Annotated in this window: 15 protein-coding genes and 2 pseudogenes; 11 read left to right on the forward strand and 6 right to left on the reverse strand. The window is 73.2% G+C overall.

Translation table 11 applies throughout. From position 1 onward, the window contains the following. Positions 1 to 4: 4 nt before the first annotated feature. From A6A06_RS33235 to A6A06_RS33245, 3 genes are all read left to right on the forward strand, one after another. Positions 5 to 1,516: an ABC transporter substrate-binding protein gene (locus A6A06_RS33235; RefSeq protein ID WP_073766567.1), complete on the forward strand. Its 1,512-nt coding sequence runs from the start codon at positions 5 to 7 to the stop codon at positions 1,514 to 1,516. Positions 1,517 to 1,785: 269 nt separating this feature from the next. Beyond that, positions 1,786 to 2,184 carry a cyclic nucleotide-binding domain-containing protein gene (locus tag A6A06_RS33240; RefSeq protein ID WP_079194570.1) on the forward strand — a complete coding sequence of 133 codons (399 nt, stop codon included), beginning with the start codon at positions 1,786 to 1,788 and terminating at the stop codon, positions 2,182 to 2,184. A gap of 203 nt (positions 2,185 to 2,387) precedes the next feature. Beyond that, on the forward strand, positions 2,388 to 3,059 hold the full coding sequence (locus A6A06_RS33245; protein WP_073766570.1) for a CBS domain-containing protein: 672 nt from the start codon (positions 2,388 to 2,390) through the stop codon (positions 3,057 to 3,059). A 365-nt stretch (positions 3,060 to 3,424) separates the two neighbouring features. Here A6A06_RS33245 and A6A06_RS33250 read toward each other — a convergent pair whose 3' ends face one another. After that, entirely contained in the window at positions 3,425 to 3,916 is a 492-nt protein-coding gene (locus A6A06_RS33250) for a MarR family winged helix-turn-helix transcriptional regulator (protein ID WP_073766572.1), read from the reverse strand. A 108-nt stretch (positions 3,917 to 4,024) separates the two neighbouring features. Here A6A06_RS33250 and A6A06_RS33255 point away from each other — a divergent pair, with 108 nt between their 5' ends. Together A6A06_RS33255 and A6A06_RS33260 are read left to right on the forward strand one after the other, a co-directional pair. Continuing rightward, positions 4,025 to 4,777, forward strand: a complete 753-nt coding sequence (locus A6A06_RS33255; RefSeq protein WP_073766574.1) for a dienelactone hydrolase family protein — start codon at positions 4,025 to 4,027, stop codon at positions 4,775 to 4,777. Positions 4,778 to 4,948: 171 nt separating this feature from the next. Next, a complete protein-coding gene (locus tag A6A06_RS33260; RefSeq protein WP_073766576.1) occupies positions 4,949 to 6,511 on the forward strand; it encodes an AMP-binding protein in 1,563 nt (520 codons plus the stop codon). 13 nt (positions 6,512 to 6,524) lie between these two features. Here the strand turns inward: A6A06_RS33260 and A6A06_RS33265 are convergent, their stop codons facing one another. Then, positions 6,525 to 7,391: an alpha/beta fold hydrolase gene (locus A6A06_RS33265; protein WP_079194532.1), complete on the reverse strand. Its 867-nt coding sequence runs from the start codon at positions 7,389 to 7,391 to the stop codon at positions 6,525 to 6,527. A 214-nt stretch (positions 7,392 to 7,605) separates the two neighbouring features. On the opposite strand from A6A06_RS33265, the gene A6A06_RS33270 reads away from it, so the two are divergent. Beyond that, positions 7,606 to 8,226, forward strand: a complete 621-nt coding sequence (locus A6A06_RS33270) for a class I SAM-dependent methyltransferase (protein ID WP_073766578.1) — start codon at positions 7,606 to 7,608, stop codon at positions 8,224 to 8,226. Positions 8,227 to 8,397: 171 nt separating this feature from the next. Next, entirely contained in the window at positions 8,398 to 9,474 is a 1,077-nt protein-coding gene (locus tag A6A06_RS33275) for a glutamate--cysteine ligase 2 (RefSeq protein ID WP_073766580.1), read from the forward strand. Between the two features lie 107 nt (positions 9,475 to 9,581). Here the strand turns inward: A6A06_RS33275 and A6A06_RS33280 are convergent, their stop codons facing one another. Continuing rightward, positions 9,582 to 10,085: a GNAT family N-acetyltransferase gene (locus tag A6A06_RS33280; protein WP_073766582.1), complete on the reverse strand. Its 504-nt coding sequence runs from the start codon at positions 10,083 to 10,085 to the stop codon at positions 9,582 to 9,584. Positions 10,086 to 10,355: 270 nt separating this feature from the next. Here A6A06_RS33280 and A6A06_RS33285 point away from each other — a divergent pair. Continuing rightward, positions 10,356 to 11,041: pseudogene (locus tag A6A06_RS33285) on the forward strand (RraA family protein). 30 nt (positions 11,042 to 11,071) lie between these two features. On the opposite strand, the gene A6A06_RS33290 reads toward A6A06_RS33285, so the two are convergent. From A6A06_RS33290 to A6A06_RS33300, 3 genes are all read right to left on the reverse strand, one after another. Then, complete coding sequence (locus A6A06_RS33290; RefSeq protein ID WP_073766584.1) at positions 11,072 to 12,307, reverse strand: cytochrome P450; 1,236 nt, start codon at positions 12,305 to 12,307, stop codon at positions 11,072 to 11,074. A gap of 76 nt (positions 12,308 to 12,383) precedes the next feature. Beyond that, positions 12,384 to 12,953, reverse strand: a complete 570-nt coding sequence (locus A6A06_RS33295; RefSeq protein WP_242441080.1) for a TIGR00730 family Rossman fold protein — start codon at positions 12,951 to 12,953, stop codon at positions 12,384 to 12,386. A 140-nt stretch (positions 12,954 to 13,093) separates the two neighbouring features. Next, positions 13,094 to 14,665, reverse strand: a complete 1,572-nt coding sequence (locus tag A6A06_RS33300; RefSeq protein ID WP_073766586.1) for an adenylosuccinate synthetase — start codon at positions 14,663 to 14,665, stop codon at positions 13,094 to 13,096. Positions 14,666 to 15,406: 741 nt separating this feature from the next. On the opposite strand from A6A06_RS33300, the gene A6A06_RS33305 reads away from it, so the two are divergent. The 3 genes and pseudogenes from A6A06_RS33305 to A6A06_RS33315 form a co-directional block, all read left to right on the forward strand. After that, positions 15,407 to 15,853, forward strand: coding sequence for a pyridoxamine 5'-phosphate oxidase family protein (locus A6A06_RS33305; protein ID WP_073766588.1), 447 nt, complete (start codon positions 15,407 to 15,409; stop codon positions 15,851 to 15,853). Between the two features lie 89 nt (positions 15,854 to 15,942). Further along, positions 15,943 to 19,230 (forward strand): amino acid adenylation domain-containing protein, encoded by a 3,288-nt coding sequence (locus tag A6A06_RS43280; RefSeq protein ID WP_079194572.1) that lies wholly within the window; start codon positions 15,943 to 15,945, stop codon positions 19,228 to 19,230. A 10-nt stretch (positions 19,231 to 19,240) separates the two neighbouring features. After that, positions 19,241 to 20,113, forward strand: a pseudogene (locus A6A06_RS33315) (adenylosuccinate lyase); the annotation flags it as partial. Positions 20,114 to 20,201: the final 88 nt, after the last annotated feature.

Below are 20,201 nucleotides of genomic sequence, written 5' to 3' on the forward strand. Positions count from 1 at the left end.
CCGGATGAGTGACGAGGACCAGCTCACAGCCCCGCGGCCGCGGCCCCGCGCCTGGCTGCGGGCCGCCGTCGCGGTGGCCGCGGCGGGCGCCCTGGGCGTCGGCGGGTACCTGGCGTACGAAGCGGTGTTCGTACGGTGTGCCGACGGGGTGTACGCGGAGGGGCCGCGCGGCGAGTGCGTGGGCGTCACCGACGGCTCGTACGTCTTCGACGCGGCACTTCGGGACATCTCCCGGCAGATCCTCGACGAGAACCGCCGGGTGGCGAAGTCCGGCAAGCCCTGGGTCTCGGTGGCCTACTTCCAGCCGATGACGCCGGGCACCGGTGACCGGGGGCGCGACAGCATACGGCGGGAACTGGAGGGGGCCTACCTGGCCCAGCGGGAGCTGAACGATCCGGGGCGCGGCGGGCGCGGCGACTCACCGCAGATCAAGCTCCTGCTGGCGAACAGCGGCGCCGGGTCGCAGCAGTGGCAGCCGGTGGTCGACCAGCTCAAGGAGATGAAGGACGGGGACCGGCACCTGGTCGCCGTGGCGGGCCTGGGGCAGAGCCGCCGGACCACCCAGCAGGCGATCGACGCCCTGCGGGAGGCCCGGATTCCCATGATGGGCTCGACCGTGACGGCCGACGGCATCAACCCGCCCGGACAGACCGGCTTCTGGCGGGTCGCGGCGACCAACTCCGACCAGGCATCGGCCGCGGTGCGCCACCTGCGGACCCTGCAAAACCGCCCGGGGCGGCAGCGCCCCTACCGTGTGACGACCATCAGGGACCGCAGCGAACAGGACACCTACAGCACGTCCCTGTACCGGAGTTTCACCGCGGCCGCCGCACGCCACGGCCTGAAGGTCACCGACCTCGGGCTGGCCTACAGTTCGGCCGACCCCGCCACCGCCAACGCCTTCTCCTCGCTCGCCGACCGGGTGTGCGCCGATCCGCCGGACGCCCTGTACTTCGCGGGCCGGGGGCGCGCGCTGCGCGTCTTCATCGAGGCGATGTCCGCCGCCGGCCGGCGCTGCCCGACCACGGTGGTCACCGGTGACGACGTGATCGGCGTCTTCGACGTACCGGAGAGCTACGAGGCGCGCCGGACGTTCCGGAAGGTGTGGGAACTCAGCCGCCTCACCGTGCACCACACCGTACTGGCCCACCCCGACCAGTGGACGGACGCGTACCCCGGCTCCGACAACCCGCTGCCGCAGTTCCGCGACCACTACCGGCAGGACATCCGCCGCCTGGACACCGAACTGGCCGACGGCCAGGCCATGATGGGCCACGACGCGCTGCTCACCCTGGGCGTGGCCATCCGCGACGGCGCGGGCCGGCAGGGCAACAGCCCGGTCTCCACCGGCAGCACCCGCCAGATGCTGTTACAGATCAGCGGCAGCAAACCGGTGTACGGCGTGAGCGGGCCGATCCGTTTCGACGACCGCGGCGACCCGGTGGGCAAGCCGCTCGCGCTGGTGGAATTGGAGCCGGACGGCTCGTACGACTTCCGCAAGGTGGTGTGGCCGTAGGCACGGCAGCACGGCACCGCGCCCCTCGCTCCGACGGCGTGACGGCCCTGCCGGAGAGGGCTGTTCGGCCTGGAGGAAGGGCTGTTCGGCCCGTGCCCCGGCGTTCGCGGCCGGCGGACCCTGGGGGTGTGACCCCGGCCTCGGGGAGGCGCCGGTGGCCCGGCCGGCACGGCCGCGGGCGCCGGTGCCGCGCAGGAAGCGGAGGTGGAGCGGTGAGGACGACGACCGGACGGCTCGGTGCGCTGCCGGCGGAGCACCGTGAGCGGCTGATGGCGCGGGCCCGGGAGGTCTCCTTCCCGGCCGGGACGCGGATCTTCGAGGAGGACCGGAAGGCCGACCGCTTCTGGATCATCCGTACCGGAGCGGTCCAGCTCGACGTCCGGGTGCCGGGCCGCCGGGCCGCGGTGGTCGGGACGCTGCACCCGGGCGACCTGCTGGGCTGGTCGTGGCTGTTCCCGCCGTACAGCTGGCATCTGGGGGCGGAGACCCTGAGCCCCGTGCGTGCCTGGGAGTTCGACGCGCAGGACGTACGGGAACTGTGCCGCGAGGACCCCGCGCTGGGGCACGCGCTGGTGCTCCGGTACGCCGAGGTGATCGGGGACCGGCTGCAGTGCGAGCGCACCCGGCTGCTCGACCTCTACGGGCCGTACGGGCGCGGCGTGCACTGACCACCTGTGTCCGGGCTCCGGCCGGGCGCCCGGAGTCCGGGCACAGGTTCAGGGCGCCGGGGCCGGCGAATCCTCCTCACGCCGCCGGCCCCGGCTCCGGGCAAAGTCCCGGCTCCGGCTCCGGGCACGATGGACGGGTGTGTGGTGCACGGGCCCGCGATGCACAACCCTGGGAGAAGGAGCCCGCGCTGAAGGAGTCCGTGATGCAGGAGCCCGTGACGCAGGGGAACAGCCCTCGCACCGTCGGCGACGTGATGACCCGCACCGTGATCAGTATCGGCCGTGCCGCCCCGTTCAAGGAGATCGTCCGCACGATGGAGCAGTGGAAGGTCAGCGCCCTGCCCGTCGTCGAGGGAGAGGGGCGGGTGGTCGGTGTGGTGTCCGAGGCCGATCTGCTGCCCAAGGAGGAGTTCCGCGACCACACGCCCTCGCGCATCGAGCAGATGCGCGTACTGGACGCCCTGATCAAGTCCGGTGGTGTCACGGCCGACGAGCTGATGACGGCGCCCGCCGTCACCGTGCACGCGGACGCCACCCTCGCGCAGGCCGCGCGCACCATGGCCTGGTACCGGATCAAACGGATGCCGGTGGTGGACGCCCTCGGCAGGCTCGAAGGCGTCGTCAGCCGCAGCGACCTCCTCAAGGTCTTCCTGCGCGAGGACGAGGACATCGCCGAGGAGGTCCGGCGGACGGTCGTCGGCCAGCTCTTCGCATCCCGGAGGAATCACCTGACCGTCGAGGTCTCCCAGGGCATCGTGACCCTCGCCGGCACCATCGGCGACACCTCGCTCATACCGGTGGCGGCGCGCCTGGCACGGGCCGTCGAAGGCGTGGTCGACGTCGACATGCAGCTCAGGGGCGGCGGCCGCCCCTGAGGGCCGGGGGCGGCCGATGACGGCCGGCCGCCCCTTCCGGCCGCCGGGGTGACGCACGCCCCGGCGGCCGGGACCCGGCCGCCGTCGTACACGCTGAACCCCAGCCGGACGACCGCGGTCAGGGTGGCATGGCCGGGCGCAGTCACCAGACAGTCGACCGTGCCTTCGGAGGTGTAGGTGATGCGGATGTCGGCGTCCTCCAGGTACGGCAGGCGGAATGCGGCGGCCCCGGTGACGCCCGCCCGGCACATCACCCCGAAGCAGCAACTGCCCATGAGCCGACGGTCGTACAGCAGCGGTGAGCGTGCGCCCGGAGGCTGATCCGGTGCGGCGCGGGCGTCGGCCGTCGTGAGACGGGGTCGGTGCTATGCCGGTTCGGGGGCCTGGGTGTGGTGGTCCAGCAGACGGGTGAGCAGGTGCACGAACTGGTCGCGTTCGGCCGGGTTCAGCGGTGCGAGCAGGTCGTCGTGCAGGTCGTCCAGGAGCTTGTCGAGGTGGTGCAGGTGACGGCGGCCCCGGGCGGAGATCGTGATGATGTTGCGGCGCCGGTCCGCGGGGTCCGGTGCCCGCTCGACGAGGTCACGCTCGGCGAGTTCGTTGAGGACGCCGACCATGTCGCTGCGGTGGATGCCGGAGCGCTTGCTCAGCTCCGCCTGGCTGCCCGGCCCGTACTCCTGGAGGGAGGCGAGCACGGCGTAGTGCCATTTGCGGGCGTCGGCCCGGGCCAGGCCCTCGGTGATCAGGCGGTCCGACCGCATGGTCAGCTGCGACAACAGCCGGCTCGCCCGCCGACGCAGCCGGTGGGGGGTCCTGGGCGCGCTGCCGTCGGGCAGGTCCGCGGCTTCGGCTCCGGTCATGCGTCCATCCTACCCATTGCGTTAGACGGACCAACGATGTACGTTCACTCGCGCCGAAAACGTTAGTACGACAAACGTTGTTCGGGTGAACTCCGAGGAAGGAAGACCTTGCCCACCAAGAACCTGCAGATTCCCACCGCGGACGGCCGGGCCGACGCCTTCGCCGCTTTTCCCGACGGCGGCGGTCGGCACCCAGGGGTGCTGATGTACGCGGACGCCTTCGGCATCCGTCCCGTGGTGCGGGAGTTGGCCCGCGAACTCGCCGGGCACGGCTACTACGTACTCGTCCCCAACGTCTTCTACCGGCACGGCCCGACACCGCTGACCGAACTTCCCGAGCACATCGGGGAAGACGTCCGGCCCGCGCTCATCGCCCGGCTGATGCCCCTGATCGAGGCGCACACCGCCGAACCCGAACGCATCCTGGGCGACGCCGACGCCTACCTCCGATTCCTCACCGCACAGCCCGAGGTCGGCGCCGGGCCGGTCGGGGTGACCGGCTACTGCATAGGCGGCCTGCTGGCGATGCGCACCGCCTCGGCCCACCCCGGCCAGGTGGCCGCCGTCGCCGGATTCCACGGCCCCGTGGGCGCCGACGGGCCCGACAGCCTGCGCCGCCTCCTCTCCACCCTCACCGCCCGGGTCCACCTCGGTCACGCCGAGACCGACATGACGCCCGCGGCCCTCGACGAGCTCAACCAGGCCCTGGACGCCGCGGGCATCGACCACACCTCGGAGATCTACCCCGGCAGCATCCACGGCTTCACGATGTCCGACACCGACGCCTTCAGCGCCGAGGCACTGCAGCAGCACTGGGACCGCCTGCTGCCCCTCCTCGACCGCACGCTGGGCGTCAGCTGAGGCCTCCGGTTCCGGCGAGCACAGCGGCCTCGCCAGGCATAAGCAAGCGTGACGCGCCAGACACTTTTCAGACATCACACGCTGTTCATCGGCACGACACCTTCATACGGCAACCAGTTGTTAGCTTACCGAGAAGTAGTAATCGCCTACATAAGTAGGGAGGCATACTTCATGACCGCTGACATCACTGCCGCAGAGGTGAATTCACCTGCAAGCGGCTTCTGCACCTATGTCGAATCCGTCCTCGCGGTGCTGTCGGAAACTCCGGACCGCCCCGTCATCACCACGGCAGGCGGCCGGCAGGTCACCGCCGGGGCATTCCGCGACAGCGTGTACCGCATCGCGCGGGAACTGTCCGGCTGGGGCGTCGGGCGCGGCAGCACCGTCTCCCTGCTCTCCGGAAACCGGCCCGAGGCCCTTTCCGCGCGGTACGCCGCCAACCTGCTCGGCGCTCGGGCCGTCTTCCTGTACCAGGGCATGGCCCCCGAGACGCTCGCCCACATCGCGGAGAGCGTGGACACCGCGGTGCTGCTGATCGACCCGGATCTGCCGGACGCCGCCGAGAGCCTGCTGGCCCGCACGCGGCCCCCGTACGTCCTCTCCTTCGGCCCCGGCCCGCACGGCCAGGACCTGCTGGCGCGCGCCGCGCGGCACGACCCGCTCCCCGTACGGAGCGCGGCGCGCCCCGAGGACGACTGGTGCATTCGCCACACCGGCGGCACCACCGGCGTCCCCAAGGGCGTCCGCATGTCCCACGGCCCCTACAAGGACATGCTCGCCTTCGGCTCCATCGGCGCCGGCGAACCGCCCCGCTTCCTGGCCTGCACCACCCTCGCCCACGTGGCCGGCAACATCGCCGACGCCACCTTCCTGGCCGGCGGCTCCGTGGTCCTCCAGCACTCCTTCGACCCCGGCGAGGTGCTCGCCGCCGTCGAACGCGAGCGGATCACCCACCTGTGGCTGCTGCCGCCGCTCATCTACCGTCTGCTCGACCACCCGGGCCTGGCCGCCACCGACCTGTCCAGCGTCCACCGGATCACCTACGGCGGGTGCGCCGCCTCGCCGACACGGCTGCGACAGGCGCACGAGACCTTCGGCGCGGTCCTGTTCGGCGGCTACGGCCAGTCCGAGGCGGGCCACATCACCGTCATCGGCCCGGACGAGCACCGGAACATGCCCCGGGAGGGACAGGCCACGGTCGGCCGGGTGATCCCCGGCGTCGAGGTCGCCATCCACGACGCGCAGGGCGATCCCGTACCCCTCGGAGGGGTGGGCGAGATCCGGGTACGTTCCGGCCAGGCCATGACCGGCTACTGGAAGCAGCCCGAGCTCACCGCCGAGGTCCTGCGCGACGGGTGGGTGCACACCGGGGACATGGGCTACCTCGACCACGAGGGCTACCTGTACATCGTCGACCGGCTCAAGGACATGATCATCGTGGTGGGCGGCCATGTGTACACCAGCGAGCTGGAGGACCTGCTCCTCACCCACCCGGCCGTCGCCCACTGCGCGGCGTTCGGCATGCGCGGCGCGGACGCCGGCGAGGAGGTGCACGTCGCCGTCGTCCCCGCGCCGGACCGCCCGCTGGAGCTGGAGCAGCTGCGGGACTTCGTCACCCGGCACAAGGGCGAGATGTACGCGCCCACCGGGCTGCACCTGGTCACCGAGATTCCGCTGACTCCCGTGGGCAAGCCCGACAAGAAGCGCATCCGGGCCACGCTGGGGCACTTCTGACGGAGCCCACCACTCACCGCTCCGGATCCGGCTCCGGATCCGGCTCCGGCTCCGGCTCCGGCTCCGGCTCCGGCTCCGGCTCCGCGAGGAATTCGATGATCGCGGAATTCACCGGGCCGGGATTTTCCAGATACCCGAAATGGCCGCATCCGGAGATCTCCGTGTACCTGCTGCCGGGAATGCACCCGGCCACTTCCGCGGCCAGGTGCGGGAGAGCGACCCGGTCGTCGGCGAATCCGATGACGAGACACGGACACCGGATACTCCGGTAAGCGGAACGCCGGTCCGGGATCACCTGGAGCCCCAATTGCCCGCGCAGTCCGGCCATTCCGTTGTCCGCCGTCATCTCGAAAACGTCCAGCCAGCCCTGGAGCCGCTCCGGATCGCCGAGCGTCTCCCCCGACAGGTATTGCAGGGCCTGGACGTAGGCCGCGTACCGGGGCGGTAGCGCGACGCCGCTGTCGCACAGGTCGATCTCGGCCGCGGCCATGGCGCGGACCAGCGTGTCCGACCGGCCGATGGGCGCCATCAGCACGGCCCTGCGGACGAGTCCGGGGTGGGCCACGAGCAGTTCCTGTACGACGACCGAGCCCAGCGAGAAACCCACCACGCGGCAGGGCTCCGGGCTGACGTGGGCGATGAGGCCCGCGAGGTCGGCCGCCATGTCGTCGAGGGTGAAGGGTTCCCCGGAACGGCCGTTCGGCGGGAGGCCTCGGTTGTCGAACGTGATCACCCGGTATCCGGCCGCGGTCAGGGCGGGCACCTGGTGCGCGCGCCACACCCGCCCCGGCGCTCCGGTGCCCGTGACCATCACGACCGGCTCCCCGGCCCCGTACTCCTCGTACGCGAGACTGATTCCGTTGGTCCGCACCACCGGCATGGGCCCGCCCCTCGTCCGTCTCGTGACGCCTCATGACGCCTCATGACGCCTCCATGAGAGCAGTTCCGGGCGCGGGCGCGCCGATGTCCAACCGTCGTCCAACCGCCTCGGCGGCGGCGCGTGGACGATATGGCCGCCCTCCCCGGTTCTCCCCTGCCCCCGCCCTCCGTCCCCCGCCCGACGACTTCACCGGCGTCAGCACTACGATGCGCCGATGCGCCCGACGGATCCCGACCCCTACTGGAACACCAACGTCGCCCGGCACCCGGGCATCCTCCGGTCCGTTCCGGAGGGGTGCGGCGACGCGCTCGACGTCGGATGCGGGGACGGTCTGCTCGCGCGGAAGCTGGCCGGGCGGGCGAAGCGCGTCACCGGCATCGACCCCTCGCACCGGATGATCGCCCTGGCTCACGGGCACCGGCCCGGCTCCGGCCCCGGCGCCACCACCTTCGTCGAGGGTGACTTCCTCACCGCCGAACTACCCTCTTCTGGCTACGACTTCATCTGCTCTGTCGCCACCGTTCACCACATGGACTTCGAGGCCGCCCTCGTGCGGATGCGCGAGCTGCTGCGTCCCGGCGGCGCCCTGGTGATGGTCGGCCTGGCCCGCGACGGGACCGCGGCGGAGCGCGCGGTGACTCTCGCGGCCGCCCCGGTCGTCCGCATCACGAAGGTGCTGCGCCGGGCGCGCGGTCCTGTGGGCATGCCGACTGCCGACCCACTGATGACCTACGGTCAGGTACGGTCCGTGGCGCAGCGGCTGCTGCCCGGCGTGCGCTACCGTCGGCACGTACTCCGCCGCTACGTACTCACCTGGGCAAAGCCCGCCCGCTGAGGGCCTGGTGGGGCGCCGGAGGCACCGCCCCGCACTCCTGCCGTTCCCCGTTCTCATCACGCCACTCCGTGGCCGCCTGACCCCTTGTGCCGTGCCGCGCAAGCGTCTCCTATGTCAGCAGACACGAAAAAGCCGTCCTGCTGACCGTCGCCGGTCGAGAGAGGCTGTCGTATGCGGAGCGTGGGTGTGGAAGAAGAGCTTCTCCTGGTGGACCCGCACTCAGGACAGCCGCGAGCTGCCTCCGGGGCCGTGCTGGCCTCGGCTCCGGACGATTCCACCCTGGACAAGGAACTGCACCGCGAGCAGCTGGAGATCGCCACCCGCCCCCGGCTGCTGATCGAGGACCTGGCCGAGGAGGTCGGGCGCTGGCGCGGTGAGGCGGCGCGACAGGCCCGCCGGGCCGGTACGGAGCTGGTGGCCCTGGCCACCTCTCCCCTGCCCGTCGTGCCGTCCCTCAACTTCCACGAGCGCTACCAGCGGCTGGAGGAGGAGTTCGGCCGGACCGCGCAGGAGCAGCTCGCGTGCGGCTGCCACATCCATGTGTCCGTCGAGTCGGACGACGAGGGCGTGGCCGTGCTCGACCGCATCCGCCCGTGGCTTCCGACGCTGCTGGCCCTGAGCGCCAACTCGCCCTTCTGGCAGGGCGAGGACACCCGGTACAGCAGCTACCGGAGCCGGGTGTGGGGCCGTTGGCCGTCCTCCGGGCCCGTGGAGCTCTTCGGCAGTGCGGAGAACTACCACCGGCGGGTGCAGGAGATGCTCGCGACCGGCACCCTGATCGACGAAGGCATGATCTACTTCGACGCCCGGCTGTCGCGGCACTACCCCACCGTCGAGATCCGGGTGGCCGATGTCTGCCTTCAGTCGGACGACACGGTGCTGCTCGCCGCGCTGACCCGCGGGCTGGTGGAGACGGCCGCCCGTGCCTGGCGGGCGGGTGAGCCACCGGACCCCGCCGGGATCGGTCTGCTGCGGCTGGCGACCTGGCGGGCCGGCCGGTCCGGGCTGTCCGGCCGCCTCATCCATCCGCTCACCTGGACACCGGCGCCCGCCGAGGCCGTGGTCCGTGCCCTGCTCGACCATGTCAGCGAGGCGCTGGAGGACACCGGTGACCTGCGGCTCGCCAAGGAGCGCCTCGACACCCTGATGGACCGCGGCAACGGGGCGCACATCCAGCGCGAGCGGCTGCACCGTACGGGGAGCCTGCGGTCGGTCGTCGAGGAGTGTGTACGGCGTACGACGCTGTGACGTGCACCGTACGGCCGGGGGCGCGGGCTCGGCCGTCCCACGGTGCCCTTGCGTCCCCCGCCGTCCCCTGCGTCCCCCGCGTCCCTCTCGTCCCCTGGTCCCGGCGGTCAGGGAGCGGAATAGTGCTCCCGGTCCAAGGCGTAGACGGTGCACGGGCGGTCGAGGACGGTGTCCTCGCGCAAGGGCGTGAAGCCGAGGCGCCGGGCGACGGCGGACGAACCGGTGTTGTCGGGGTGGACCATGGCGGTGATCCGCTGCAGCCCCAGGGTGCCGAAGCCCCACGCGAGGACGGCGAGGGCCGCTTCCGTGGCGTATCCCCGCCCCCAGTGCGCACGGGCGAAGGTCCAGCCGATCTCGGTCTCGCCGTACTCCTCCCACCAGTTCAGTCCGCTGCGGCCGATCGTCTCGCCGGTGCCGCGCAGTTCCACGGCGCACAGCCCGTGGCCGCGCTCGGCCCACTGCTGCGCTATGCCGCGCAGGCGCGCCGCTGCCTGCTGGTGGGTGTAACCGCCGACGAACCGGCTGACCTCTTCGTCGGCGTGCAGCCGTACCCACCAGTCGGTGTCGGCGTCGGTGAGCGGGCGCAGGCGGAGGCGTTCCGTGGTGATCATCGTGGTGTGGTCCTCGCGGTTTCGGTTTGCGCGGTCTCAGTTGGGCGGGCAGGGCCGGGTTCGGGTTGTACGGCAGCGGGGGCCCGCCGGGAGACCGGCGTCGCCGGGCGGGACACGCGCCCGTGCGGACCTGCGTCGTCGTCCGTCGGTACGCCCCTGGTTCCCAGGTCACGGGGACGTACGGGGGTACCGCGGCCACCAGCATAAATGGCCTCTGTGCCGTGTCCACCGGGCAGCAGGCGGGCGGTTCGGCCGGCGTCGCGGCAGTCGGTGTCGTCAGCACGCCACGGTTTCAGCACCCGGTTCTGGCAGCCTCGCGCCGGGCGGCCGGGCGGAGGATCCCGTACGGCCGTCAAAGACCGGCAAAGGGGTACCGGAAGCCTGGACGCCGGAATCCGCCCGCTGTGGTCCCCGGTCCCGCGCGTCGCCGGGCCCGCGTTCACCGTGCGGTGCCCGCCGGGCGACAACCTCATGCTGCACGCGGCCGTCCACCGCGCGGAGCCCGGTGCGGTCATCGTCGTCGAGTCGGGCGACATGGATTACGCCCTGGCCGGAGGAAACGTTTGTGCCGTCGCGCGGCGCCGTGGGGTCGCGGGGTCGCGGGGTCGTGGGGTCGCGGGCATCGTCGCCGACGGCTGATCCGTGACCTCGCCGAGGTGCGGGAGGCGGGCTTCCCCGTCTTCGCGCGCGGCGTCATTCCCGTTCCGGGGGCCAAGGCGGCCGTCGCGCCCCTCAACGGCCCGGTGCGCTGCGGTGGCGTGACCGTACGCGCCGGCGACGTCGTGGTGGCCGACGAGGAAGGCGTCGTGGTCGCCCCCGGGGACCGCCGTGAGCGGATACTCCGCGACGCCGAGGAAAAGCTGGCCGGGGAGGCCCGCGAAACCCCCGGCGCCTGGGAGACCGCCCACCGCGCCCGGATCGACAGGATCTTGCGCGACGGGGGCTTCACGGGCTGACGGAACGGCGCACCCGGGACCGCGGACCCGTCACGTCCCCCCGGCACCGGGCAGATGCCCGGCAGCCGCGCCGCGGGCCGTCCAGTGGACCGGCACCGACACGGGCAGCGTGACGGCGTAATAGCGGTGCCATGCGATGGCGTCGGCGGGCACGGCCAGGCGCAGGTCGTCGGTCCGCCCCAGCAGCACGCGCAGCGTCTCGGCGGCCTGCATCCGGGCGACCGGGCCGCCCGGACAGCGGTGCCGGCCGTCACTGAACCGCAGGTGCGGGCCGGGAGGCCGGTCGATGTCCAGGCGGTGCGGGTCGGGAAAGACCCGCGGGTCCTGGTTGGCCGCGTCGGTGGACACCAGGACGAGGTCGCCCTCCTGGACGAGGACGCCGTCGAGGAGCACGTCCTCGCGGGCGATACGGGGCAGCGCGTCGCCGAGGAAGACCGTCCAGCGCAGCAGTTCGTCGACCGCCTGCGGCAGCAGCCCGGGGTCCGCCCGCAGTCGGCCCATCACCTCCGGGTGGCGCATCAGGCCCACGCTCGCCGCGCCGAGGAAGGTGGCCGGGTTGCCGAACTGGGAGATGAGGAGGAAGACGAAGAGGTCGGCGACCTCCTCGTCGTTCAGCACGCCGGACGCGTCGCTGAGGGCGATGAGCCGGCCCAGCAGGCCGTCGCCGCCCGCGCGCAGCCCGGCAAGGCGCCCCTTCATCCACGCGTGGGCCAGCAGCCAGCTCTCCGGCACCGCGTCCTGGCTCTCCGGCCCGGTACGGAAGGTCATGAAGATGGTGGCGTTGTCCGGGCAGCCCTCCGGGTCCAGCCCCAGCAGCTCCATGCTGAGCGCGCGGGAGAGCGGCAGGATGAACCCGTCGACCAGGTCGCCCGGTTGCTCCCCGGCCAGGAAAGTGCCGAGCAGGCCGGTGGCGATCTCCCGGACGCGTGCGGGCGTCAGATACTGCTGGTGGGGGCCCACGCCCCGGAAGAGTTCCTGGAGGAGCCCGGCGTCCTCGCAGTGGGTGCGGATGTCGGTGACCGTGAGCGGCGGGATGAGCGGATCCTGCCGGGGCATCCAGGGGTCGGAGGTCAGGGTGAGGCTGAAGCGGCGGTCCCGGAGCACCGAGCGCACCTGCTCGTGGCCGGTGACCAGCCAGGCGTCGGTGCCGGTGTTGGTGCGTACGCGCCGGATCGGGCGGTGTGCCACCGACTCGGCCAGTTCGGGTGCGAGCTGGTCGCCCCGGAAGGAGAAGGGATAGCGAGGGGGTCTTCCGTCGTCCGGCATGGGGTGCTGCTCCTTGTCTCGGCCTGGGGGGAGGGAGCGGGAGGCGCGGGGTGGCGGGGTGGCGCATCGGCGCGCGTCAGGTCTGTGCGGGGCCGACCGCCGGGGACTCCGCGGACGGGCCCGGCGGCAGGGCGGCCAGACGCAGTGCGTCGTCCACGGACTTGGCGTGCTGGACGAGCTGCCGGTCGGCGTCGGAGAGGAACCCTTCGTCGCGGGCGTGGTCCAGCATCCGGCTGAGGGGGTTGAAGAAGCCGCCGTCGTCCAGCAGCACGATGCGCTTGTGGTGCAGGCGCAGTTGGGCCCAGGCGGTGATTTCGAAGAGTTCCTCCAGCGTGCCGTAGCCGCCGGGGAGGGCGAGGAAGGCGCCGCTCAGGGAGTGCATCAGGGCCTTGCGTTCGTGCATCGAGCCGACGATCCGCAGCTCGGTCAGGTCGTGCCGTCCGTACTCCCGGTCCATCAGGGCCTGCGGGATCACCCCGGTGATGCTGCCGCCCTCGGCGAGGACGGCGTCGGACAGCGCGCCCATCACGCCGACGCCGCCCGCACCGTAGACGACGCGGATACCGCGCCGGGCGCAGGCTTGCCCCACCCGTGCGGCGAGTTGGACATGCGTGGGCCGCACCCCCGCCCCGGCGCCGCAGAACACGCACAGACTCTTCAGCGCGGGCCCGGCGGGTCCGCCCTCCGGTCCGGCCCCGGCCGGATACGCCGTGGCCGCACGTGCGGCCGGCCCGTGACCGTGACCCTGACTGTGACTGTGACTGTGTCCGTGGCCGATGTCCGGTGTCATGGCGCCGTCCTCTTCTCTCGTCCGGTACGGACCGCCCGCAGCAGTCCCGCCGCCGCGGGCGGGGGCAGCAGGCCGGCCAGGCGTGCGGCGGGGTCGACGATCAGGTCCCCGTCGGCCGGGCCGATGCCGGCCGCGGCCACTTCGACGCCCAGGAAGTCGGCGATGTAGCGCAGGAAGCCGAGGGCTTCGGGCGGGAGCTGGTCGTAGCGGGCCAGGCCGCGGGTGCGGCGGCGCCAGCCGGGCAGCCAGCAGTACAGCGGGCGGCACCGCTCCAGGTACGCGTGGTCCGGCACGAAGTCGCCGTACTCCCCGTTCGGCAGGAGGTATCCCACGCACACGCCGATACGGTCGAAGTCGTCCAGGATGTCCAGCTTGGTCACCACCACGCTCGTGTAGCGGTTGAAGCCGGCCGCCCACCGTGCGTGCGCGAGGTCCAGCCAGCCGCAGCGCCGGGAGCGTCCCGTGGTGGTGCCGAACTCCTCCCCGGACCGGCGCAGCCGGTCACCGAGTTCGCCGGCGTCCTCCGTGACGAAGGGGCCGTTGCCGACCATGGTCTGGTACGCCTTCAGCACGCCGACCCGGTGGCCGACCAGCGAGCCGTCCAGACCGGTGCCGCTGGTGACGGAGTAGAAGGCGGTGGGCGAGGTCGTCACGTACGGGTACGTGCCGTGCTCCACGTCGAGCACCGGCCCCTGTGCGCCCTCCATCAGGACCGAGTACCCGCCGTCGGCCGCGGCGCCGAGCAGTGCGACCGTGTCCGCCGCCAGGGACAGCAGCGGTTCGCGGTAGGTCTCCAGCCAGGTCAGATCGGCGTCGGCGTGACCGGACGGCAGGCCGAAGAAGCGCACGTTCTGCTCGATCCGGCGCCGCAGCAGGTCCGGGTCCCGCAGGTCGCGTACCCGGATGCCGATGCGGTTGGCCTTGCTGACGTTGGCCGGGCCGATGCCCCGCCGGGTGGTGCCGATCACGTCCGAGCAGCGGCCGCCGCCGCTCTCCTGGCGGCCGTCGACGAGCCGGTGCAGCGGCAGGACGAGATGGGCCCGGTCGCTGACCACGAGCCGCCGGTGCAGTCCCGGTACGCGCGCGGCGAACGACGCGATCTCGTCGGCGAGGGTCTGCGGGTTGACCAGGACCCCGTTGGCGATGACGCCGAGCACGCCGGGGTGGCGCAGACCGGACGGCAGCAGGTGGTTCTTGAGGGTGTGCACCTCGTCCGCCGCGTTCCGGAAGACCGTGGTGTGCCCGGCGTTGTCACCGCCCTGCACGCGGACGGCGATCTGGTGGGCGGGCGCCAGCCGGTCCGTCATGGCGCCCTTGCCGCCGTCGCCCTGCTGGAGGTCTCCCACCCAGGTGATGTGCTGCTGCTGCGGGGGCGGGCCCGCGGTCCGCGCCAGCGGGGCCAGCAGCGCGCCGCGCCGGGCCTGCCGTGACGTGCCGAGCGCGGGCCACAGTGCGCGCGGGTCACGGGGCGACGGTGGACGTTCGTTCGCGTCGTCGGGCGGCCGGGCAGGGCGGCCGACCGGCGGCGGGCCGGGACGCTGTGGTCCCGTCGTCTCCTCATCAGGCATACGGACCTCCACGGAGCAGTACGGGGCGGCACGAAGCAGTACGGGGCGGTACGGGGCGGTACGGGGCGGGGGTCGCGAGGGGCTCGGCGGAGCGGGCATGGGGACGCTCCGGGACCGGGGCCGAGCGCAGGAGTCCCGGGGCGGGACAGCGGAGGCCCGTACCGGCCCCGTACCGGCCCCGTACCGGCCCGTACCGCGAGCGACTCCCGTTCCGTACACGGTGCGGGCGGTGCGGGCGGTGTGGATACGGGTGCCGACGCCGGGCGTGCAGCGGCGGGCGCGCCGCCGGTCGGTGCTCGGAGGGCCACTGTCGGCCGGTCCTCCGCACATGGACACGTTCGCCACGATTTCTGCGCATCCGGGGCCGTCCGCAAACTCCTCGCCGGGGCCGCTTCACCCCCGCCGCGGGGCGCACGGCTGCGCGGGCGGTGGTACACCGCTCATGACCGGCTCGTGTTTGCTCACCGGAACGTTCCGTATCATCCGCACGAGTGAACAGCGGGAACGGTTTGCTGGGTAACTGCCTAGTGCACCCGATTTTTTCCGGGTGGCATGGAGGTCACGCGGCGCGCGGGGGCGGGCCGGCCGTCCCCTCGGCGGGGCACCCCGCCGCGCGTACCGGCCCGGATGTTCCCTCCCGGGCTCTCCCCGGGCCCTTGCCGGGCCCTCCCCCCGCGTACCTCTTCCGTTTCTCCTGCATTTCTCCTGCATTTCTCCGGCGCACGATGGGGTTGATCAGGCATGTCCCTCGCGATGAGTGTGGCCGCCCGGGAGGCGTTCCTCGCCGGCGCGCACGTGGCCGTACTGGGAGTCGGCACCCCGGACGGGACGCCGCTGCTCGTACCCGTCTGGTACGCCTACCGGCCGGGCGGCGAGGTCGTCGTCCTCACCGGCCGGGAGTCCGTCAAGGCGCGGCTGGTCCGCGCGTCGGGCCGGCTCGGCCTCTGCGTGCAGCGGGAGGCGGCGCCGTACCGGTACGTCAGCGTCGAGGGCCCGGTGGTCGCCTTCGAGGACCGGGTGGACGCGGCCGAGCGGTCGGCGCTGGCCCACCGGTACCTGCCGCCGCAGACCGCCCGCGCCTACCTGGCCGCCACGGCCGGCCAGCTCACCACCGACGTGACCGTCCGGATGCGGCCCGAGCGGTGGCGCACCGCCGATTTCACCTCCTTCGCCGCGGCGTTCAGCTGACCCGGGCGGCCGGTTCCGCCGGAACCGGCCGCCCGGCCCCCCTGGTGCCCCGGCTTCCCGGGCACTTCGACCGTTCCGAGGTACTGACCATGCTGCGACCCTCCCAGGCGTCCGGACCGCCGGACCGGCCCGCGCGGTGGAACGACACGGCGACGGCGTACCCGCGCGACCGCTGCCTGCACGAACTGTTCGAGGAGCGGGCGCTGGCCGCGCCCGGCGCGCCCGCCGTCCGGCACGGTGACCGCACCCTGACCTACGGCGAGCTGAGCCGGCACTCCGACGCGCTCGCCCGGCGGCTGCTGACCGCCGGTGTCCGTCCCGGCAGCGCCGTGGGGGTGCTCGGCGGCCGGTGCCCCGAGGCACTGGTGGCCTTCTTGGCCGTCGTCAAGTGCGGTGCGGCGTACGTGCCGTTGGACGACGCGTACCCGCCCGCGCGGTTGCGTGCCATGGCCGAGGAGGCCGAGGTGCGGGTCGCCGTCGCCCTGCCGGGCAGTACGAGCCGGGTGCGCAGGCTGCGTGCCTGCATCGAGGGCGGCCTCGCCGCGCCGGCTCCGGAATCCGGTGCGGGCGGGCCTCCCGAGCCGCCGGGTGTCGTCGTCGCCCCGGAGGACTGCGCCTACGTCATGTTCACTTCCGGGTCGGCCGGCCGTCCGAAACCGGTGGCGGTCCCGCACCGAGGCGTCGTGCGCCTGGCGGCCTCCGCCTCCTGGCTGTCGCCTCCCGCTGCCGGGGAGCGGGTGCTGCACGCGTACAGCTGCTCCTCCGACGCCTCGACGATCGAGATCTGGACGGCGCTGCTGGCCGGGGCCTGCCTCGTCGTCGCGGAGCGGGAGCAACTGCTGTCCGTGGACGCGCTGGAGCGGCTGTTGCGCGAGGAGGGCGTGGCGGTGGCCTTCCTGACCGCGGGGGTGCTGCACCACGTGGCCCGCAACCGGCCGGCGGCTTTGCGCAGCCTGCGGTTCGTCTCGGCGGGCGGTGAGGCGCTCGACCCCCGGCTGTGCCGCCGGGTGCTGTCCGCCTGCCCCGGGATCACGCTCGTCAACTTCTACGGGCCCACCGAGAACAGCGTCGTCTCCAGCGCGTACGTCGTGGGCGACCTGCCCTCCGACGCGGCCACCGTGCCCATCGGGCGCCCCTTTCCCAACTCGACCTGCTACGTGCTCCGTGACGACGGCACGCCTGCCGGGCCCGGCGAGGAGGGCGAACTGCTCGTCGGCGGCGACGGCGTGGCCATCGGGTACCTCAACGACCCGGCCCTGACCGCCGAGTGCTTCCTCGACGACCCGTTCGGCGCGCGGCCCGGCGGCCGCCTGTACCGCACGGGCGACCGCGCCCGGTGGCGGCCGGACGGCTTCCTGGAGTACCGGGGACGCCGCGACCGGCAGGTCAAACTGCGCGGCTTCCGCGTGGAGCTGGACGAGATCGAGGCGCGGCTGCGCTCGCACGAAGCCGTCGCGGAGGCGGTCGTCGAGGTCGGCGGGGAGGGGATGCGCGCCCAGCCGGTGGCCTTCGTGACACCGGCGCGGCCCGGCGGGCGGGTCCCGGTGGAGCAGGTGCGCGCGTACGTGGCGTCCTGGCTGCCCCCGCCCGCCGTACCGGCGCGCATCCACGTCCTGGACCGGTTCCCCGTCACCGGTGCGGGCAAGGTCGACCGCCACGCCCTGGTCGCGCGGACGATGGTGCCGGCCGCTCGCGACGGGTCCCCCGCGCACGGTGTGGCGGGCGCCGGGCCCCGGCGGGACGGCACCGCCCCGTACCCGGCCGAGCGCTCCGGCTCCATGGATGCGATCGGGAACGGCGACGCGAACGCAAACGGGCAACAGTGCGTGAGCGAGCGGGGTTCGCGGGGCGGGAGCGGCGCGGACGGAGACCGGGACGGCGCCGGTCTGCTGAGCGTGCTCGCCGACATCTGGGAGCACATCCTGCGCGTCCGCCCCACGCCCGCCGACAGCTTCTTCGACCTCGGCGGCGACTCACTGCTCACCGCCGAAGTGACCACCAGGACGCTGACCGCGCTGCACATGGACGCGGCGCACGGCACCTCCCTCGTCCGCAGCCTGCTGCGGGCACCGACACTCGGCGCCTACGCGGCGGCGGTGGACCGGGCGCTGCGGACCGGCCGCGCCGGTCGCCGGACCGGCTCGGCGCCTGCCTCGGATGCGGACTTCCGGTGCGAGGCGCGTCTCGGACTGCGGCTGCCGCCGGCGGACGGGCCCGTCCCCCGCTGGCGTGACCCGGAGCGCGTCCTGGTCACCGGAGCCACCGGTTTCGTGGGCGCTTTCCTGCTCGACCGGCTGGCCCGGGTCACCCGCGCCGAGCTGCTGTGCCCCGTACGGGCCCGGGACGCGGCGCACGCGCGGCGCCGGGTGTGCTCCAACGCCGCCCGCTACGGCCTCGACACCACTCCGTACGAGCAGCGCCTGACCTGTTTCCCGGCCGATCTGACGGCCCCGCGCCTGGGTCTGACCGAGGAGCGGTTCGGGCGGCTGGGCGAGACCGCCGACCTGGTCCTGCACGCCGGGGCGCACGTCAACTTCCTCTATCCGTACGCCGCGCTGCGTCCGGCCAACGTCCACGGCACCCGGGAACTGGTGCGGCTGGCCGCCGTGCGACGCGTGCCCCTGCACTTCCTGTCCACCATCGCGGTGCTGGCGGGCTTCGGCACCGCCGGGGTGCGGCAGGTGGCGGAGGACACCCCGCTGGCCCACGCCGACCACCTGACCATGGGGTACGCGGAGAGCAAGTGGGTGGCCGAGCGGATGCTCCAGGAGGCCGCGGAGGCGGGGCTGCCGGTGACGGTGCACCGGCCGTACGAAGTCACCGGCGAGCAGGCCACCGGGATCTGCAACACGGAGACGGCCATCAGCTCGCTGTTCCGTGTCATCGCGGAGACCGGCATGGCGCCGGATGTGCCGCTGCCGCTGGACTTCGTGCCGGTCGACCACCTGGCCGCGGCCGTGGTGCACCTGGCCACCCATGAGCCGGCCGACGGCCGCACCTACCACCTCACCAACCCCCGGCCGGCCCGCCTCGCCGACATGCTGGCCCGTATGCGGGCGGCGGGCTACGGCATCCGCGAACTGCCGTACGACGCCTGGGTGGCGGAGCTGGTACGGCACGTGGCGCAGCACCCCAGCAGCCCCACGGCCCCGTTCGTGTCGCTCTGCGTGGACCGCAGCAACAAGTCGGACATCAGCGTGAAGGAGATGTACCTCGATGACGTCTTCCCACGGCTCGGACGCGCGAACACCGACCGGGGCCTCGCGGGCAGCGGACTGCGCTGCCCGCCCACCGACGCCGCCCTCCTCGACCGCTACCTCGCCTTCTTCCGGTCCAGCGGCTTCCTCCCGCCGCCGCTCCCCCGCGACAACGGCTGAACCACCGGGCTTGCACGGCGGCCTGCCGGACGACGTCCTGGCCCGTGACTGGGCTTCCCCCGCGCTGGTGGACCTCTGGTCGGCCGAGCGCAAGGTGGTGCTGGAGCGGCACCTGTGGCTGGCCGTGCTGCGTGCGCAGGCCGCGGAAGGGGTGCCGGTGCCGTCCGGCGCGGCAGCCGCCTACGCGCGGGTGGTGGACCGGGTGGACCTGGCGTCCATCGCGGAGCGGGAGCGCCGCACACGGCACGACCTCAAGGCCCGCGTCGAGGAGTTCAACGCGCTCGCCGGCCACCAGCACATCCACAAAGGCCTGACATCCTGTGACATCACCGACAACATCGCGCAGATGCGGGTACGGCGGTCGCTGGAGCATTTGTACGGCCGGGCCGGGACCGTCGCGGAACTGCTGCACCGACACGGCCGCGCCGCACCCGCCGCGCACGGGCTGCGCGGGGCCGCCCTGCACCTGCGGGCACTGGCCGCCGGTTACCCGCTGCGCGGCATCAAGGGTCCGGTCGGCACCGCCCAGGACATGCTCGACCTGCTCGGCGGCGACCGGGCAGCGCTGACCCGCGTCGAACGGCGCGTCGCACGTCACCTCGGCTTCGCCCGCGTCGTCGGCTGCGTCGGGCAGGTCTATCCGCGCTCCCTCGATTACGAGGTGCTGACCGCCCTGCCCGGCCTGGCGGCGGCGGCCGCCCGGGGTGGGGACCGGCGCACCCGGCCGTGGTCCGGCGTGCAGGAACTGGCCGTACTGCTGCGGGGGTACACCGTCATGGCGGCGGCGGTGACCGGCGAACAGTGGCAGGAAGGCGACGTGTCCTGCTCGGTCGTACGACGGGTCGCCCTGCCCGGCGCGTTCTTCGCCGCCGACGGCGTGCTGTCCGCACTGGAGGCCTGGTGCCGCGACGGCACGCCGACGCCGGTGGCCCCGCCGCCCGTCCGGGCATGAACGTGGCGGGTGGCGGACC

Origin of the sequence: Streptomyces sp. CB02923 (assembly GCF_001905005.1) — a bacterium.
GTDB lineage: Bacteria > Actinomycetota > Actinomycetes > Streptomycetales > Streptomycetaceae > Streptomyces.

Bases quoted from the DNA above. Each gene is read 5' to 3' on its own strand.
- A6A06_RS33235 (WP_073766567.1), top strand. From the start codon at position 5: ATGAGTGACGAGGACCAGCTCACAGCCCCGCGGCCGCGGCCCCGCGCC.
- A6A06_RS33240 (WP_079194570.1), top strand. From the start codon at position 1,786: ATGGCGCGGGCCCGGGAGGTCTCCTTCCCGGCCGGGACGCGGATCTTC.
- A6A06_RS33245 (WP_073766570.1), top strand. From the start codon at position 2,388: ATGCAGGAGCCCGTGACGCAGGGGAACAGCCCTCGCACCGTCGGCGAC.
- A6A06_RS33250 (WP_073766572.1), bottom strand. From the start codon at position 3,916: ATGACCGGAGCCGAAGCCGCGGACCTGCCCGACGGCAGCGCGCCCAGG.
- A6A06_RS33260 (WP_073766576.1), top strand. From the start codon at position 4,949: ATGACCGCTGACATCACTGCCGCAGAGGTGAATTCACCTGCAAGCGGC.
- A6A06_RS33265 (WP_079194532.1), bottom strand. From the start codon at position 7,391: ATGCCGGTGGTGCGGACCAACGGAATCAGTCTCGCGTACGAGGAGTAC.
- A6A06_RS33270 (WP_073766578.1), top strand. From the start codon at position 7,606: ATGCGCCCGACGGATCCCGACCCCTACTGGAACACCAACGTCGCCCGG.
- A6A06_RS33275 (WP_073766580.1), top strand. From the start codon at position 8,398: ATGCGGAGCGTGGGTGTGGAAGAAGAGCTTCTCCTGGTGGACCCGCAC.
- A6A06_RS33280 (WP_073766582.1), bottom strand. From the start codon at position 10,085: ATGATCACCACGGAACGCCTCCGCCTGCGCCCGCTCACCGACGCCGAC.
- A6A06_RS33290 (WP_073766584.1), bottom strand. From the start codon at position 12,307: ATGCCGGACGACGGAAGACCCCCTCGCTATCCCTTCTCCTTCCGGGGC.
- A6A06_RS33300 (WP_073766586.1), bottom strand. From the start codon at position 14,665: ATGCCTGATGAGGAGACGACGGGACCACAGCGTCCCGGCCCGCCGCCG.
- A6A06_RS33305 (WP_073766588.1), top strand. From the start codon at position 15,407: ATGTCCCTCGCGATGAGTGTGGCCGCCCGGGAGGCGTTCCTCGCCGGC.
- A6A06_RS43280 (WP_079194572.1), top strand. From the start codon at position 15,943: ATGCTGCGACCCTCCCAGGCGTCCGGACCGCCGGACCGGCCCGCGCGG.